Origin of the sequence: Azospirillum sp. A23 (assembly GCF_042938965.1) — a bacterium.
Classification (GTDB): Bacteria; Pseudomonadota; Alphaproteobacteria; order Azospirillales; family Azospirillaceae; genus Azospirillum; species Azospirillum melinis.
This window is the reverse complement of the sequence record NZ_CP170666.1, coordinates 255,453-270,509: the sequence shown is the minus strand read 5'-3', so window position 1 is coordinate 270,509 and position 15,057 is coordinate 255,453. Positions and strand designations below refer to the sequence as shown.

11 protein-coding genes are annotated in these 15,057 nt (G+C 70.5%); 5 read left to right on the top strand and 6 right to left on the bottom strand.

The features are described from left to right. Positions 1-23 precede the first annotated feature (23 nt). From ABNQ40_RS10210 to clpB, 4 genes are all read right to left on the bottom strand, one after another. Positions 24-830: an aminotransferase class IV gene (locus ABNQ40_RS10210; RefSeq protein ID WP_109049587.1), complete on the bottom strand. Its 807-nt coding sequence runs from the start codon at positions 828-830 to the stop codon at positions 24-26. After that, the gene (pabB, locus tag ABNQ40_RS10205) at positions 827-2,194 is read right to left on the bottom strand and encodes an aminodeoxychorismate synthase component I (protein WP_109049586.1); all 1,368 of its coding nucleotides are present in this window, start codon (positions 2,192-2,194) and stop codon (positions 827-829) included. Before pabB ends, ABNQ40_RS10210 begins: the two co-directional genes overlap by 4 nt. Before the next feature lie 24 nt (positions 2,195-2,218). Beyond that, on the bottom strand, positions 2,219-3,013 hold the full coding sequence (locus ABNQ40_RS10200; protein ID WP_109049585.1) for an SDR family oxidoreductase: 795 nt from the start codon (positions 3,011-3,013) through the stop codon (positions 2,219-2,221). 128 nt (positions 3,014-3,141) lie between these two features. Further along, the gene (gene clpB, locus ABNQ40_RS10195; RefSeq protein ID WP_391346391.1) at positions 3,142-5,826 is read right to left on the bottom strand and encodes an ATP-dependent chaperone ClpB; all 2,685 of its coding nucleotides are present in this window, start codon (positions 5,824-5,826) and stop codon (positions 3,142-3,144) included. Positions 5,827-6,067: 241 nt separating this feature from the next. Between clpB and ABNQ40_RS10190 the strand changes: the two genes are divergently transcribed. The 3 genes from ABNQ40_RS10190 to ABNQ40_RS10180 all read left to right on the top strand — a co-directional run bounded on the left by ABNQ40_RS10190 (position 6,068) and on the right by ABNQ40_RS10180 (position 10,568). Continuing rightward, positions 6,068-6,982 carry a LysR substrate-binding domain-containing protein gene (locus tag ABNQ40_RS10190; RefSeq protein ID WP_391346389.1) on the top strand — a complete coding sequence of 305 codons (915 nt, stop codon included), beginning with the start codon at positions 6,068-6,070 and terminating at the stop codon, positions 6,980-6,982. Between the two features lie 101 nt (positions 6,983-7,083). Beyond that, on the top strand, positions 7,084-9,663 hold the full coding sequence (locus ABNQ40_RS10185; protein ID WP_391346387.1) for a cation:proton antiporter: 2,580 nt from the start codon (positions 7,084-7,086) through the stop codon (positions 9,661-9,663). Between the two features lie 23 nt (positions 9,664-9,686). Further along, positions 9,687-10,568, top strand: coding sequence for a DMT family transporter (locus ABNQ40_RS10180; RefSeq protein WP_109049581.1), 882 nt, complete (start codon positions 9,687-9,689; stop codon positions 10,566-10,568). Between the two features lie 28 nt (positions 10,569-10,596). Here the strand turns inward: ABNQ40_RS10180 and ABNQ40_RS10175 are convergent, their stop codons facing one another. Both ABNQ40_RS10175 and ABNQ40_RS10170 read right to left on the bottom strand, forming a co-directional pair. Further along, positions 10,597-11,508 (bottom strand): MBL fold metallo-hydrolase, encoded by a 912-nt coding sequence (locus ABNQ40_RS10175; RefSeq protein ID WP_109049580.1) that lies wholly within the window; start codon positions 11,506-11,508, stop codon positions 10,597-10,599. A gap of 30 nt (positions 11,509-11,538) precedes the next feature. Continuing rightward, positions 11,539-12,183 carry a DsbA family protein gene (locus ABNQ40_RS10170; protein ID WP_109049579.1) on the bottom strand — a complete coding sequence of 215 codons (645 nt, stop codon included), beginning with the start codon at positions 12,181-12,183 and terminating at the stop codon, positions 11,539-11,541. Positions 12,184-12,305: 122 nt separating this feature from the next. Here ABNQ40_RS10170 and ABNQ40_RS10165 point away from each other — a divergent pair, with 122 nt between their 5' ends. Then, on the top strand, positions 12,306-13,214 hold the full coding sequence (locus tag ABNQ40_RS10165; protein WP_109049578.1) for a LysR family transcriptional regulator: 909 nt from the start codon (positions 12,306-12,308) through the stop codon (positions 13,212-13,214). Between the two features lie 134 nt (positions 13,215-13,348). Beyond that, positions 13,349-14,986 (top strand): GMC family oxidoreductase, encoded by a 1,638-nt coding sequence (locus ABNQ40_RS10160; protein ID WP_109490899.1) that lies wholly within the window; start codon positions 13,349-13,351, stop codon positions 14,984-14,986. The last annotated feature ends 71 nt before the right edge of the window (positions 14,987-15,057 follow it).

Below are 15,057 nucleotides of genomic sequence, written 5' to 3'. Positions count from 1 at the left end.
ACGGTCCCTTGGATGGCGACGGATTACAGGTCGGGGTCGGCCAGCAGGCGGGCCAGAACCGGGCCGGGAGAACCGGAGCCGATGGAATGGCCGTCCACCGCCACCAACGGGCGCAGGCCCAGGCTGTTGGTCAGGAGGGCTTCGTCGGCGCGGGCGAGGTCTTCCGGGGTGAGCGGCGCTTCCTCGGCGCCATGGCGCTCCAGGATCAGGGCGCGGCGGATGCCGGGAAGGGCACCGTCGGCCAGCGGCGGGGTCAGCAACCGGCCGCCAACCGATAGGAACAGGTTGGCGACGCTCGATTCCGCCAGTCGGCCGGCGGCGTTCAGCAGCAGCGCCTCGTCGGCGCCGCGCTCCGCCGCCTCCTGCCGGGCCAGGATGGAATCCAGGTAGTTCAAAGACTTCAGGCGCGACAGCGGCGAATGCTCGTTGCGGCGGGTGCTGCGGGCGACGATGGCGGCCACCGGCGCGGTCATGTGGGCGGCGGGCGCCGCGGTCATCAACAGGGTCGGCCGGGCATCGGCCGGAGGCAGCACCCCGCGCGCGCCGGTTCCGCGCGACAGAGTCAAGCGCAGCACGCCGTCGGCGATGCCGGCTGCCTCGATCAGCGCCGTCATCGCCCCGGTCAGTTCCGCGGCGCTGTAGGGCAGCGGCAGGCGGAGCAGTTCAGCGCCCGCGCCCAGCCGGTCGAGATGGCGCGGCAGGTGGCGCGGCAGGCGGTCCTTGATGCGGATCGTCTCGAACAGCCCGTCGCCGAGCGTGAAGCCGCGGTCGGCCGGGTCGATCCGCGCCTCCGCCGCCTGGATCAACCGCCCGTTCAGCCAGATCGTCATGGCGTTCCCTCCCCCACCGGTTCCCCCGCCGCGCGCAGCTGGGCGCGGGCCTTGACCAGCATTTCCTCATGTTCGTCCGCCGGATCGGAATCGGCGACGATGCCGCCGCCGGCCTGGGCGATCACCGCGTCCGGCGTCACCGACAGGGTGCGGATGACGATGTTGCTGTCCATCGCGCCGTCGAAGCCGATCCAGGCCACCGAGCCGCAATAGGCGCCGCGGCGCGCCACCTCCAGCTCGTCGATGATCTGCATGGCGCGGATCTTCGGCGCGCCGGTGATCGACCCGCCGGGACAGGCCGCCCGCAGCAGATCGACCGGTCCCAGCCCCGGCAGCAGGCGCGCGGTGACGACGGACACGAGGTGATGGACGGTGGCGAAGCTCTCCAGCCCGAACAGCACAGGCACCTTGACGCTGCCGATTTCCGACACGCGCGCCAGATCGTTGCGCAGCAGGTCGGTGATCATCAGGTTTTCCGCCCGGTCCTTGATGCTGGCCGACAGTTCCGCCGCAGCGTCCGCGTCGGCCGCCGGGTCGGCGTGGCGCGGACGGGTGCCCTTGATCGGCCGCGTCTCGATCCTGCGGTCGGCGCCGAGCCGGATGAAGCGCTCCGGCGACGCCCCGGCGAGCCGCAGCTTGGGACCGCAGTTGAGGAAGGCGGCGAAGGGCGCCGGGCTCAAGGCGCGCAGGCGTTCGTAGAGCGCATAAGCATCGACGGAGCCCGGCACATCGGCCAGGAAGCGCTGGGTGAAGTTCGCCTGATAGATGTCGCCGGCGCGGATATAGTCCAGGACCCGCCCGACCCGGTCGAGATAGTCGGGGCGCGACAACTCCGACCGCCAGCGCAGCGGCGCCGGGCCGGCCGATTGTTCCGGAGGCGGAACGGACAGCCGCACCGCCATGCGGCGGGCGCGGTCCTCCGCCTCCGGCCGGGCGGCGATCACCCAGGCACGGCCCTCCTGCCGGTCGAAGGCGGCGACGACATCATAGAGCCCGAAGGCGAAGTCCGGCTGGCCGCCCGGATTGCCGTGGCGGGAGATCAGGCCCTCCAAAGCCGTTCCGGCTTCGTAACCGACCAAGCCCACGGCCCCTCCGGTGAAAGGAACCGGGCCGGCGGAGGGAAGCGGATGTGCTGCCAGCGTCCGTTCCAGCGCATCGAAGGGGCTGCCGCCGACCGGCCGGCCGTCGACCAGGGTCTGCCCGTCGGTGGCCTCCACGGTTTGGAACGGGTCCGCAACGATGTAGGAATAGCGCCCGTTCTGCGGGTGAGGGGCGGCGCTGTCGAGCAGCATCGCCCAGGGCTCGGCGCTCCAGGGACGGAACAGGGCGGCGGGATCGCCGCAGGAGATCGGGATCGTCAGCATGGCGGTGGGCAGTCGGCCGGCGGCTTACATCAAGATGGTGGCGCCGCCATCGACGACCAAGACATGGCCGTTGACATAGGACGCCGCGGCCGAGGCCAGGAACACCGCCGCCCCGGCGATCTCCTCCGGCCGGCCCCAGCGGCGCAGCGGCGTGCGGTTGGCGAAATAGGCGCCGCGTTCGGGATCGCCGGCAATCCCCGCATTCGTTTCGGTTGCGAAAAAGCCGGGGGCGATGGCGTTGCTGGTCAGGCCCTGCGCGCCGTACTCGGCGGCCAGCGCCCGCACCATGCCGTTCAACCCGGCCTTCGCCGCGGCATAGACGCTGTCGTTGGCCCGCGCGATCTGCCCGGCGACGGAGGTGACGGCGATCAGCCGGCCGCTCCCCCGCGGCAGCATCAGCCGCGCCGCTTCCCGCGCCAGAATCAGGCTGGAGGCCAGATCGACGTCGAGAAGGGTGACGATCTCGTCGTCGGTCAGGTCGGCCAGCGGCTTGCGGTTGCGCTGCCCGACATTCTGCATCAGCACGTCGAGCCGGCCATGCTCGCGGTCGATCCGCGCAAAGGCGTCGCGCACCGCCGCCCGGTCCGACACGTCGAAGGCCAGGGCCGACGCGCTGCCGCCAGTGGCCTCAATCTCGGCGACGCGGGCCTCCAGCGTCGCGGCGTCGCGGCCGTTCAGCAGCACATGCGCGCCCGAGCCGGCCAACGCCCGCGCGATCTCCAGCCCCAGCCCGCGCCCCGAGCCGGTGACCAGCGCCACCTGACCGGCAAGCGAGAAAGTCGACAGGTAGGCCAAATTGGAAGGCGTCGTCGCGGTCATGTCCTGCCCCCTGTCCGGTGCGGCGTTGCAGCGGTCATTTAGCAGACGCAGCGGCGCAAGGGCAGCCCCGGAAATGGAAAAAGGGGCGCAAAGCCTGCGCCCCCCTTCCCCATTTTACGCAACCCCGGTCAGTGGACCGAGGCCTCGCGGCTGGCGGCGGAACTCGCCACCGGCGGCAGGGCGAAGCCGAGCGGCGGGCGTTCCGGCGCCTTGAAGCCGTGCGCCCGGTCCTCCTCGACCACCACGCCGTCCAGCGCCAGCTGGCCGTCGACCACCGACAGGGTCATTGTGGTCTTGCCCTCCACCTCCTCGTCGAGCAGACGCTCGGCGATGGGGTCCTCGACAAGGCCCTGGATGGCCCGCTTCAGCGGGCGGGCGCCGAAGGCGGGATCCCAGCCCAGATCGCCCAGCCGCCGTTTGGCCGCCGCATCCGCCGCCAGGGTGACGCCGCGCTCGGCCAGCCGCTCGTTGACGCGGGACAGCTGGATGTCGACGATCCGCGACATCTGGTCCCGGCCCAGCCGGCGGAAGATCAGGACGTCGTCCAGCCGGTTGAGGAACTCCGGCCGGAAGGCCTTGCGGACCGCGTCCATCACCTCCACCGTCACACCGGCCATATCCTCGTCGTCGCCCAAGGCGCTCAGCGCCTCGGCCCCCAAATTGGAGGTCATGATAAGGATGGCGTGGCGGAAATCGGCGGTGCGGCCCTGCCCGTCGGTCAGCCGCCCGTCGTCGAGCGCCTGCAAGAGGACGTTCAGCACGTCGGGATGCGCCTTCTCCACCTCGTCCAGCAGCACGACCTGATAGGGCCGGCGCCGGATGCGTTCGGCCAGCGAGCCGCCGTCGTCATAGCCGACATAGCCCGGCGGCGAACCGATCATGCGGCTGACCGCGTGCTTCTCCATATACTCCGACATGTCGAGCCGGGTGATCGCCGTCTCGTCGTCGAACAGGAAGGACGCCAGCGCCTTGGCAAGCTCGGTCTTGCCGACGCCGGTCGGTCCCAGGAACAGGAAGGAGCCGGTCGGGCGGCTGGGGTCCTTCAGCCCGGCGCGGGCACGCCGCACCGCCTTGGACACCGCACGCACCGCCTCCTTCTGGCCGACGACGCGCTCGGCCAGCTTGTCCTCCATGCCCTTCAGCCGCTGGCGCTCGCCCTCCAGCATGCGTTCGACCGGGATGCCGGTCCAGCGGGTGACGACGGCGCCGATGTCCTTGGCCGTCACCTCGTCGCGCTCCGTGCTGGCGCGCGATTCGGCGTCGGCCAAACGCTTTTCAAGGTCGGGCACCACGCCATAGGCAAGCTCGCCGGCCTTGGCCCAGTCGCCGTCGCGCTGGGCACGCTCCAGCTTGGTGCGGGCCTGGTCCAGTTCCTCTTTCAGGCGGCGGCCCTCGGTGCGGCGGGACTGCGAGGCGCGCCATTCCTCCTCCATCGAGGTCTGGCGGGCTTCCGCTTCGACCAGCTCGCCTTCCAGCACATGCAGGCGCTCCTGCGAGGCGGCGTCCGGCTCGGCCTTCAGCGCCTCGCGCTCGATCTTCAGCTGGGCAACGCGGCGGTCGACTGCGTCGAGCGCCTCCGGCTTGCTGTCGATGGCCATGCGCAGGCGGCTCGCCGCCTCGTCGACGAGGTCGATGGCCTTGTCGGGCAGACGGCGGTCGCCGATGTAGCGCGCCGACAGGCTGACCGCCGCGACCACCGCCGCGTCGGCGATGCGCACGCCGTGGTGCACCTCGTACTTGCCCTTGATGCCGCGCAGAATCGACACCGCGTCGTCGGCCGACGGCTCGTCCACCGTCACCGGCTGGAAGCGGCGGGCGAGTGCGGCGTCCTTCTCGATATACTTGCGGTACTCGTCCGGCGTGGTGGCGCCGACGCAGCGCAACTCACCGCGCGCCAGGGCGGGCTTCAGCATGTTGGCGGCGTCCATCGCCCCGTCGGTGCGGCCGGCGCCGATCAGCGTGTGCAGCTCGTCGATGAACAGGATGATGCGGCCGTTGGCCTCCTGTACCTCGCTCAACACAGACTTCAGCCGCTCCTCGAACTCGCCGCGGAACTTGGCGCCGGCCAGGAGCGCGGTGAGGTCGAGCGACAGCACGCGGCGGTCCTTCAGCCCTTCCGGCACATCGCCGGAGGCCAGGCGCTGGGCCAGCCCCTCGACAACCGCGGTCTTGCCGACGCCGGGCTCGCCGATCAGGACGGGGTTGTTCTTGGTGCGGCGGGCCAGCACCTGGATGGTGCGGCGGATCTCGTCGTCACGACCGATGACCGGGTCGAGCCGGCCCTGCCGCGCCTCCTCGGTCAGGTCGCGGGTGTAGCGGGCCAGCGCCTCGCCGGCCGTCGTCTCGGTCTCCTCGTCGGCGGGATGGTCCTTGCGCTGGGCATCGGCGGCGGCGGCCAGCGCGTCGGCATCGACGCCGGCGCGGCGGAACAGCGCGCGCAGCGGGCCGCTCTGGCGGGCGAGGCTCTCCAGCAGGCGCTCCGCGGTGACGAAGCGGTCGCCGCCGGTGCGCGCCGAGGCGACGGCGCCCTGCAACACGGCAGCCAGCGCCGGCGACATGTAGAGCGGCTGCGGACCGTCATTGGCGCCGGCCTGGACCGGGGCGCGGGACAGCTGCTCCTCGGTCGCGGACTTCAGCAGATCGGGGTCGCCGCCGGTGTCGCGCACCAGACGCGCCGCCACGCCGCTGCCCTCGTCGATCAGGGCCTTCAGCAGATGTTCGGGGAGAAGCTGTTGATGCCGCTCGGCAAGGGCGGCGATCTGCGCGGCCTGAATGACGCTGCGCGCACGATCGGTGAATTGACCGAAGTCCATTCGGCACTCCGTTTCCATGGTCTTCCGCCCAGTCATCCGGCGCGGAACGGCGCCCCCGACAGTCCGCGAATGCGCGACCGCCCGGTGCCTGATGGGTAAATGGTTAACGGATTTGCGGCGATCAAGAGGGGGGCCTGCGGGGAGGCGTCGCCTCATGCGTGAACGGTGAAGCCATATTGACACACGATCCCCACCGCTCCTTTCATAGCGCCACGGTATGGACGGCAGGGGTTCCGACGGGATGGATGTGCGGCAGCTTCGCTATTTCCTGGGCATCGTCGAGCATGGCTCGATCTCCCGCGCGGCGGATTCCCTGCGGGTGGCGCAGCCGGCGCTCAGCCTGCATCTGAAGCGGCTGGAGGAGGATTTCGGCTGCCAGCTGGTACTGCGCACGGCACGCGGCGTGGTGCCGACGGAAAGCGGGCGGCGGCTGGCGCAGCGGGCGGCGGCGCTGATCGGCCAGATGGATGGGCTGCGCGACGAGGTGAGGGCGGTGGAGGCGGTGCCGGCAGGGCCGGCGACCGTCGGCATCCCGACCTCGCTGGGGCCGGTGCTGACCGTGCCGCTGGCGCTGGCGGTGCGGCGCACCCACCCGCAAATCCGCCTTCGGGTGGTCGAGGGGCTGTCCGGCCACATGCTGGAATGGGTGCTGTCGGGGCAGCTCGACCTCGCGCTGGTGTTCGGCACCAAGGAGATGGGCGGGCTGGAGACCGAGCTGGTGGCGCGGGAGAAGCTGCATCTGGTCGGACCGGCCGACGACCCGCTGCTGCGCGGCCGCAGCGCCATTCCCTTTGCCGAGGCGCTCTCCCTGCCGCTGATCCTGCCCGGCCGCCCGCACGGCGTGCGCGAGGAGGTGGAGCATGCCGCCCTGCTGGCGCGGGCCAGCGTCACCGTGGCGCTGGAGATCGATGCGCTGGAGCAGATCAAGGCGCTGGTGGCGGAAGGCTGCGGCTACACCGTGCTGTCGGACCGGGTGGCGCGCCACGGCGTGGCGGCGGAGCGGCTGACCGGCCTGCCCATCGCCGATCCGCAGATCGACCGGACCATCCTGCTGGCCCATGCCGCCGGCCGGCCGATGTCGGCCGCCGCCCGCGCCACCCACGCCATCCTGACGGACATCCTGTCCGGTCTGACGAAGGACGGCGGCTGGCGGTGAGGCCCGGATAAAGGGAGGGGGGATACGTGGGAGCGGGATGCCCCCCTGCTCGCGGCCGGCGCATCGCTGCGGACCATTTTTGCCGCAGGAATCTGCGGCCCATGGCCTTGCCCCCGCCACAGTGCGGCGATACCGTGCAGCCCACGCCGCAGCCGTTCCGTGGAACCATGCACGACATCGTCATCCAAGTCCTCGGCGTTGCCGGGCTTCTCGCCCTCGTCAGTTTCCTGCCGCCGCTCGCCGCCCGCTTCCAGGTGCCCTACACGGTGCTGCTGGCCGGCGTCGGCGTGGCGTTGGGGGCCGTGATCCAGACCTTCGCGGGACCGGGCAAGGATCCGCTGCACGATTTCCTGAATTCGCTGGCCGAGCTGGACGTTTCGTCGGACGTGCTTCTGCACGTCTTCCTGCCGATCCTGCTGTTCGAGACGGCGCTGGCGGTCGATGTGCGGCGGCTGTTCGAGGATCTGGGGCCGATCCTGCTGATGGCGGTGGTGGCGGTCTTCGTCTGCACCTTCGCCGTCGGCTATGCCGTCAACCTGTTCACCCCGCTGCCGCTGGTCGCCTGCCTGCTGCTGGGCGCCATCGTCGCCTCCACCGATCCGGCGGCGGTGATCGGCATCTTCCGCGACCTGGGCGCGCCAAGACGGCTGACCACGCTGGTCGAGGGCGAGAGCCTGCTGAACGACGCCGCGGCCATCGCGCTCTTCACCCTGCTGCTGGAAATGCTGACGCGCACCTCCCACGGCGGGGCGGCGGCGGCGGCGGTGGATTTCCTGCGCGACTTCTCCGGCGGCGTCGTCACCGGCTATGTCTGCGGCCGCATCGTCTGCATGCTGGTGGAGCCGGTGCGCAACCAGCCGATGGCGGAGATCACGCTGACGGTGGCGCTGGCCTACCTGTCCTATGTGCTGGCCGACCATTATGTCGGCGCGTCGGGCGTGGTGGCGACGGTGACCTCGGCGCTGGTCATCGGGTCGGTCGGGCGCACCCGCATCTCCCCCGCCACCTGGGGCGCCATGGAGCATGTCTGGCAGCAGCTGGGCTTCTGGGCCAACTCCATGATCTTCCTGCTGACCGCCATCCTGGTGCCGCGCCTGCTGGCCGACGCCGGCTGGGCGGAGGTCGGGCTGGTGGTGGTCGTGGTTCTGGCGGCCTTCGCCGCGCGCGCGGTCATGCTGTTCGGGCTGCTGCCGGTGCTGTCCTGGGCCGGGCTGGCGCAGAAGGTCAGCAATTCCTACAAGTCGGTGATGCTGTGGGGGGGCATGCGCGGGGCGGTGTCGCTGACGCTGGCCCTGGCGGTGACCGAGAATTTCCGGGTGCCCGACAAGCTCCAGAGCTTCATCGCGGTGATGGTCACCGGCTTCGTCTTCGTCACGCTGTTCGTCAACGGCACCACGCTGCGCTGGCTGATCCGCCTCTTGAAGCTGGACGAGCTGACGCCGGTGGAGCGCGCCATGCGCAACCGGGCGCTGGCGCTGTCCACCGACAGCATCCGCGACCGCGTCTCCGCCGTCGCCCAGACCTATGAGGTCGACGGCGCGGTCAAGGACGTGATGATCGCCCGCTACGAGGAGCGGCTGAAGAAGATCGACCGCGACAGCCAGGAAGAGGCCAAGCTGACCGACGAGGACCGCGTCACCATCGGCCTCGTCATCCTGGTGAACCGCGAGGAAGAACTCTATTACGCCCACTTCTCCGAAGGGGTGGTGTCGCGCGCGGTGATGGAGATGCTGGCCGGCCGCAGCGGGCGCCTGCTCGACGCGGTCAAGAGCCAGGGCCGCAACGGTTATCGCGCCTTCGAGGAGCCGTTCATCGCCTTCTCCCCCTGGATGCGGACCGCCAGCTGGCTGCAACGCCGCTTCGGCATCCACAGCCCGCTGGCACGGCGCCTGTCGATGCGCTTCGAGGTGCTGGTCGCCGTGCGCACCGTGCTGCGCGAACTGCTGGCCTTCACCCGCGACCGGCTGGCCCGCGTGCTGGGCCAGGAGGTGGCGTTCGTGCTGGAGGGCATGCTGGTCGGCCGGCTGGGCATCGTCGAGCAGGCGCTGGCGGCCCTGAAGCTGCAGTATCCCGACTACGCGGTGGTGCTGCAAAGCCGCTATGTCGGCCGGGCCGCGCTGCGGCTGGAGCACGCCGAATACCGCGCCATGCACGCCGAATCGATCATCAGCCAGGAGGTGCTGACCGACCTGGAGCGCGATTTGGAACAGCGGCGCCGGGTGCTGGAACGGCTGCCGAAGCTGGATGTCCGCTTCGACGTGGCGGAGCTGGTGCGCCGGGTGCCGCTGTTCGCCGAACTGCCGGCGGAGCGGGTGGCGACCATCGCCACGCTGCTGCGCGCGCAGCTGGCGCTGCCGGGCGAGACCATCCTGCGCAAGGGCGACCGCGGCGACGCCATGTTCTTCATCGCGTCGGGGGCCGTCGAGGTGCTGGTGCCGATGCTGGCGGAGCCGGTGAAGCTCGGCACCGGCGACTTCTTCGGCGAGATGGCGCTCCTGTCCCGCCAGCGGCGCAATGCAGACGTGCGGGCGCTGGGCTATTGCCAATTGCTGGTGTTGGATGAGAAGGATTTCCGCCGGCTGGTGCAGAAGGACGCGGATTTGCAGTCCCACATCCAGGCGGTCGCCGAAGCGCGCCGCCAGCCGACCCAGTCGTCTCCGGCCGTTCCGGCGGTGAGCTGACCGGACGGGGAAGGATCTGAACAATGGGCGGGACCGCGACGGGCGGCCAGACCTGGCTGCGCCTGATGCCGGGCCTTTTCGTGCTGCTGTGGAGCACCGGCTTCATCGGCGCGAAATACGGCCTGCCTTATGTGGAGCCGCTGACCTTCCTGCTGATCCGGCTGGGGCTGGTCGCCGTGGTGCTGGCGCTGGTGGCGCTGGCGAGCCGCGCGCCCTGGCCGAAGGACTGGGCGACCGCCGGGCGGATCGCGCTGGCCGGACTGCTGGTGCACGGCGTCTATCTCAGCGGCGTCTTCCTCGCCATCGCCCACGGGCTGCCGGCCGGCGTCACCGCGCTGATCGTCGGCATCCAGCCGCTGCTGACCGCCGCCCTGTCCGGCCCGCTGCTGGGCGAACGGGTGAGCGGCCGGCAGTGGGTCGGGCTGCTGCTCGGCCTTGCCGGCGTCGGGCTGGTGGTGCGCGAGAAGCTGTCGGTCGACGCCGAACATCTGATCGGCATCGGCTATGCCATGGCGGCGCTGGTCGGGATCACGCTCGGCACGCTGTACCAGAAGCGCCACGGCGGAGGCATGGATCTGCGCAGCGGCACCGCCATCCAATATGCCGCCACCGCGGTCGTGCTGGCGGTGGTCGCCCCGCTGACCGAGACGATGCAGGTGCAGTGGACGGGCGAGTTCATCTTCGCCCTGCTGTGGCTCTGCTTCGTGCTGTCGGTCGGCGCCATCTTCCTGCTGTTCGCCCTGATCCGCCGCGGTGCGGCGGCCAAGGTCGCCAGCCTGTTCTACCTGACCCCGCCGGTGACGGCGCTCGTCGCCTGGATGCTGTTCGGCGAGAAGCTGGGCGTCGCAGCATTGGCCGGCATGGCGGTGGCCGTCTGCGGCGTGGCGCTGGTCAACAAGAAGTGAGATTGGAGCGGCGGGAGACGGTGGGGCGTCAACCCCACTTCATCTCGCCGGTCGCCACCTTGGCGCCGATGTCGAGCGCGATGCCCATCCCGGCGTCGGGATAGCGCCGCGTCATGGCGGCGATCAGCTCGGCGCTGGTCTTCGCCTTGGCAAGCTCCTCCTCGAAGGCCAGAAGATAGCTCCTGGTGTGGGCGATGGCGGCCGCATCGGGCACTGCACCCGGTGCTGCATGGCCGGCGACGACCACCGCCGGCTTGCGGGCGGCCATGGCGTCCAGCGCCTTGACCCAGGCGGCCCGCGCCTCCGCCGTCGGGGTGTCGGCGGTCCAGACATGCAGGCCGGAGAACACCAGAACTCCGCCGAAGATGGCCTGCAACGACGGCACCCACAGGTAACGGCGGTTGGGCAGCCCCTGGGCATCGACGATCTCGACGGTCTGGCCGCCCAGCGTCAGGGACGCACCGTCGAACGGCTGCGGCATCACCACCTCGGCCAGCGTCTGCGGGCCGTTCTCCTTCAGCTTCGGCCCCCAGACCGCCAGCTTCTTCTCGACATTGCCCTTGATCGCCTCGACGGTGGCGGGGGCTGCGATGACGCGGGCATCGGGGAAGGCCGCCTTCACCGGCCCCAGGCCGAAATAATAGTCGGGGTCGCTCTGGCTGACATAGATGGCGGTCAGCCGCTTGCCGGTCGCCTTTATGGCGTCGGCCAGCGCCCTGCCGTCGGACAGGGTGAAGCCGCCGTCGATCAGGATCGCCTCGCTGTCGCCGGACAGCAGGACCGGAGACCGGAAGAAGCCGCCCTCCCCGGCGGGGAACGATTGCCAGCGGAGCGGAGCAGCCGTGGCGGCGAGCGCGCCGGCCGGAGCCAGGAGGGTCGCGGCCCCCGCCAGCGTCAGGGCATGCGCAGCGGTGGCAAGGAGGTCCCTGCGTGTGATCATCGTCGATGTCCTAGGGTTGGGTGTTCGCTGTCAGCCGGCGCTGAGAATGGCGGCCAGCCGGCCGGGCTTGGAGAAGAGGATTTCGGAGTCGAGCTTGCGCCGGTGCGATCCGTCGTCGAACAGCAGGGTCGGCACGCCGCTGGCACGGTGGGCGGCCATCAGCTGCCGGCCGCGCTCCACCCGCGCGGCGTCGGCGACCGTCAGTTCGTCAGCTCCCTCGGCAAAAAGGGAAGCGGCGGCATCGAGGCCCAGGCCGGTCAGGATGTCGGCCAGCGTCGCCGCCGCGGTGATGTCGCGCCCGTCGGCATAGCGCGCCGACTGGATGGCAACCAGTGCTGCGAATTCGCGGTCGGGCGCGGTCAGCGCGACCGCCGTCAGGGCCAGCGTCGCCGGACCGCTGTCGATCCTTTGGCTCCGGTCGCCCAGAACGCCGGTGCGGTAGCGTTCGCTGAAGACCTGCCCGGTCAGGGCGTGGATGCGCTGGTCGTAGGCCCAGGCATGGGCGGCGAAGCCTTCGTCCAGCGGCCGGGCGCCCGCGCCGGAAAACAGGCCGGTCGGCAGCAGCTCCAGCGCAAGATCCCCGACCTCCGACAGCGTCGCGATTGCCGGCGAAGCGCCGTAGCACCAGCCGCAGAGCGGGTCGAACAGATAGGTGACGGTCCTGGTCCGGCTCATGAAAGGCATCCGTGGCTGGCGGTGGGGCGATGGGAATGACCTTACCCGCAGCCGATTGTGCTGGGTAGCCGGCACAAAACCGACATATCGTATGCCATCGGCAAACAATCGTCAGGCGTCCGATGAGCGACCCCAGGCATCTGAACCGCATCGCCTATTTCGCCGCGGTGGTGGAAACCGGTTCCTTCACCGCGGCGGCGGCGCGGCTGGGCATCACCAAGGCGGTGGTCAGCCAGCAGGTGGCGAAGCTGGAGGAGGAGGTCGGCGCCAGCCTGCTGGTCCGCACCACCCGCAAGGTGCGGCCGACCGAGGCCGGCCTGGCCTTCCACCGCCGCTGCGTCGTGATCCTGCGGGAGGCCGAGGATGCCTTCGGCGAGCTGGCGGAGACCGCGGCGGCGCCGTCCGGGCTGCTGCGGCTGACCGCCCCCTTCGATTACGGGGTCGCGGTCGTCGTTCCGGCCATCGCCGCCTTCGTCGCCGCCCACCCTGCCTGCAAGGCCGACATGGCCCTGTCCGACCAGTCGCTCGACCTCGTCGGCGGCACCTTCGACCTCGCCATCCGCGTCGGCTGGCTGGCCGACACCAGCCTCCAGGCCCGCCAGTTCGGCAGCTTCCGCCAGCTTCTGGTCGGCACCCCGGCCCTGGCTGCCCGGATAGACGAAGGAGCCGGACCGGAGGACATCGCCGCCCTGCCCTTCGTCGCCAACACGGTGCTGCGCAACCCGCTGACTTGGCAGCTCACCGCCGCGACGGGAGAGGTGCGCACGGTGTCGCCGCGGGCATCCATCGCGCTGGACGCCACCTTCGCCGTGCGCGAGGCGGTGCGCGAGGGGGCCGGGCTGTCGGTCCTGCCGGATTACTGCGTGGCCGACGATCTGGCGTCCGGCCGGTTGGTCCGCCTCCTGCCGGGCTGGAGCCTGCCGCCGGGCGGCATCCATGCCGTCTTCCCGGCCGCCCGTTTCCGCCCGACCAAGGTGCGGGCCTTCGTCGATCTGCTGACGGAGCGCGAGCGGCGGCGGATGGCGGGGTGAACGGCGAGACGGCGGGGTCCGCCGCGAAGGATGCCGCTGCGGCGAAATTTCGCTGGATCGTTCGCCCGGTCAGCAATCTAATATGTCCGACAAATCAACAGATCCCCTGGGGAGGGACGCGAATGGCGGACGGGATGGCGGGCGTGCTCGACTTCGGCAGCTTCGACTACATCATCGCCGGGGGCGGCACGGCCGGCTGCGTGCTGGCCAACCGGCTGTCGGCCGATCCCGACGTCTCGGTCCTGCTGCTGGAGGCCGGCGGCAAGGACAGCTGGATCTGGCTGCACATCCCCGCCGGCTACCTGTTCTGCATCGGCAACCCGCGCACCGACTGGTGTTTCAAGACGGAGGCCGAGCCGGGGCTGAACGGCCGCAGCATCCATTACGCCCGTGGCAAGGTGCTGGGCGGCTGCTCGTCGATCAACGGCATGATCGCCATGCGGGGGCAGGCACGCGATTACGACGAATGGGCCGCCCTCACCGGCGACAGCCGCTGGAGCTGGAACGAGGTTCTGCCGGTCTTCAAGGGCAGCGAGGATTACTGGCGCGGCGCCGACGAGATGCATGGCAGTGGCGGCGAATGGCGGGTGGAGCGGCAGCGGCTGCGCTGGGACCTGCTCGACCGCTTCGCCGAGGCGGCGCAACAGGTCGGCATTCCCCGCAACGACGATTTCAACCGCGGCGACAATCTGGGCGTCGGCAGTTTCGAGGTGAACCAGAAGGGCGGCATCCGCTGGAGCGCCGCCAAGGCCTTCCTGCGCCCTGCCCTCGACCGCCCGAACCTGAAGCTCGCCATCGATGCGGCCATCGACCGGGTGGAGATCGCCGACGGCCGCGCCACCGGCATCCGCTTCACCGTGAATGGGCAGCCGGCGCGGGCGACTTCGAAGATCGAGACGGTGCTGGCCGCCGGGTCCATCGGCAGCCCGGCGATCCTCCAGCGCTCCGGCATCGGCCCGGCGGCGCATCTGAAGTCGCTCGGGATTCCCGTGGTGCTGGACGCGCCGGATGTCGGCGCCAATCTGCAGGACCATCTGCAGCTGCGCATGATCTACAAGGTCGACGGCATCGTGACGCTGAACAAGCGGGCGGGCAACCTGTTCGGCAAGGCGATGATGGGGCTGGAATATGCGCTGTTCCGCAAGGGGCCGCTGACCATGGCGCCCAGCCAGCTCGGCGTCTTCGCCAAATCCTCGCCGAAGGTCGGAAGCGCCGACCTGGAATACCATGTGCAGCCGCTGTCGCTGGAGAAGTTCGGCGATCCGCTGCACGGCTTCCCCGCCTTCACCGCCAGCGTCTGCGACCTGCGCCCGGCGTCGCGCGGCTGGACCCGCATCACCAGCGCCGATCACCGCGCCAACCCGGCCATCGCCCCTTGCTACCTGTCCGATCCGGCCGACCGGGCGAAGGCGGCCAAGGCGCTGGCGCTGACCCGGCGCATCGTCTCGCAGCCGGCGTTGGCCCCCTACCACCCGCAGGAATACAAGCCCGGCCCCAGCTTCCAGACCGAGGAGGAGTTGGCGCAGGCCGCCGGCGACATCGGCACCACCATCTTCCACCCGGTCGGCACCTGCCGGATGGGCGGCACGGACGACGTCACCGCCGTCACCGATGCGGAGATGCGGGTGCGCGGCGTGCGCGGCCTCCGGGTGATCGACGCCTCAGTCATGCCGACGCTGACCTCCGGCAACACCAACACGCCGACGGTGATGATCGCCGAACGCGGCGCCGCCCTGATGCGGGCCGACCGCCGCGCCGCCCTGCGGGGGTAACCCCGTCCGGACGCGGCGGTGCCGCGCAAAAATTTCGCTGACTCATCCAACAATCCGCAACAGGATTTTCC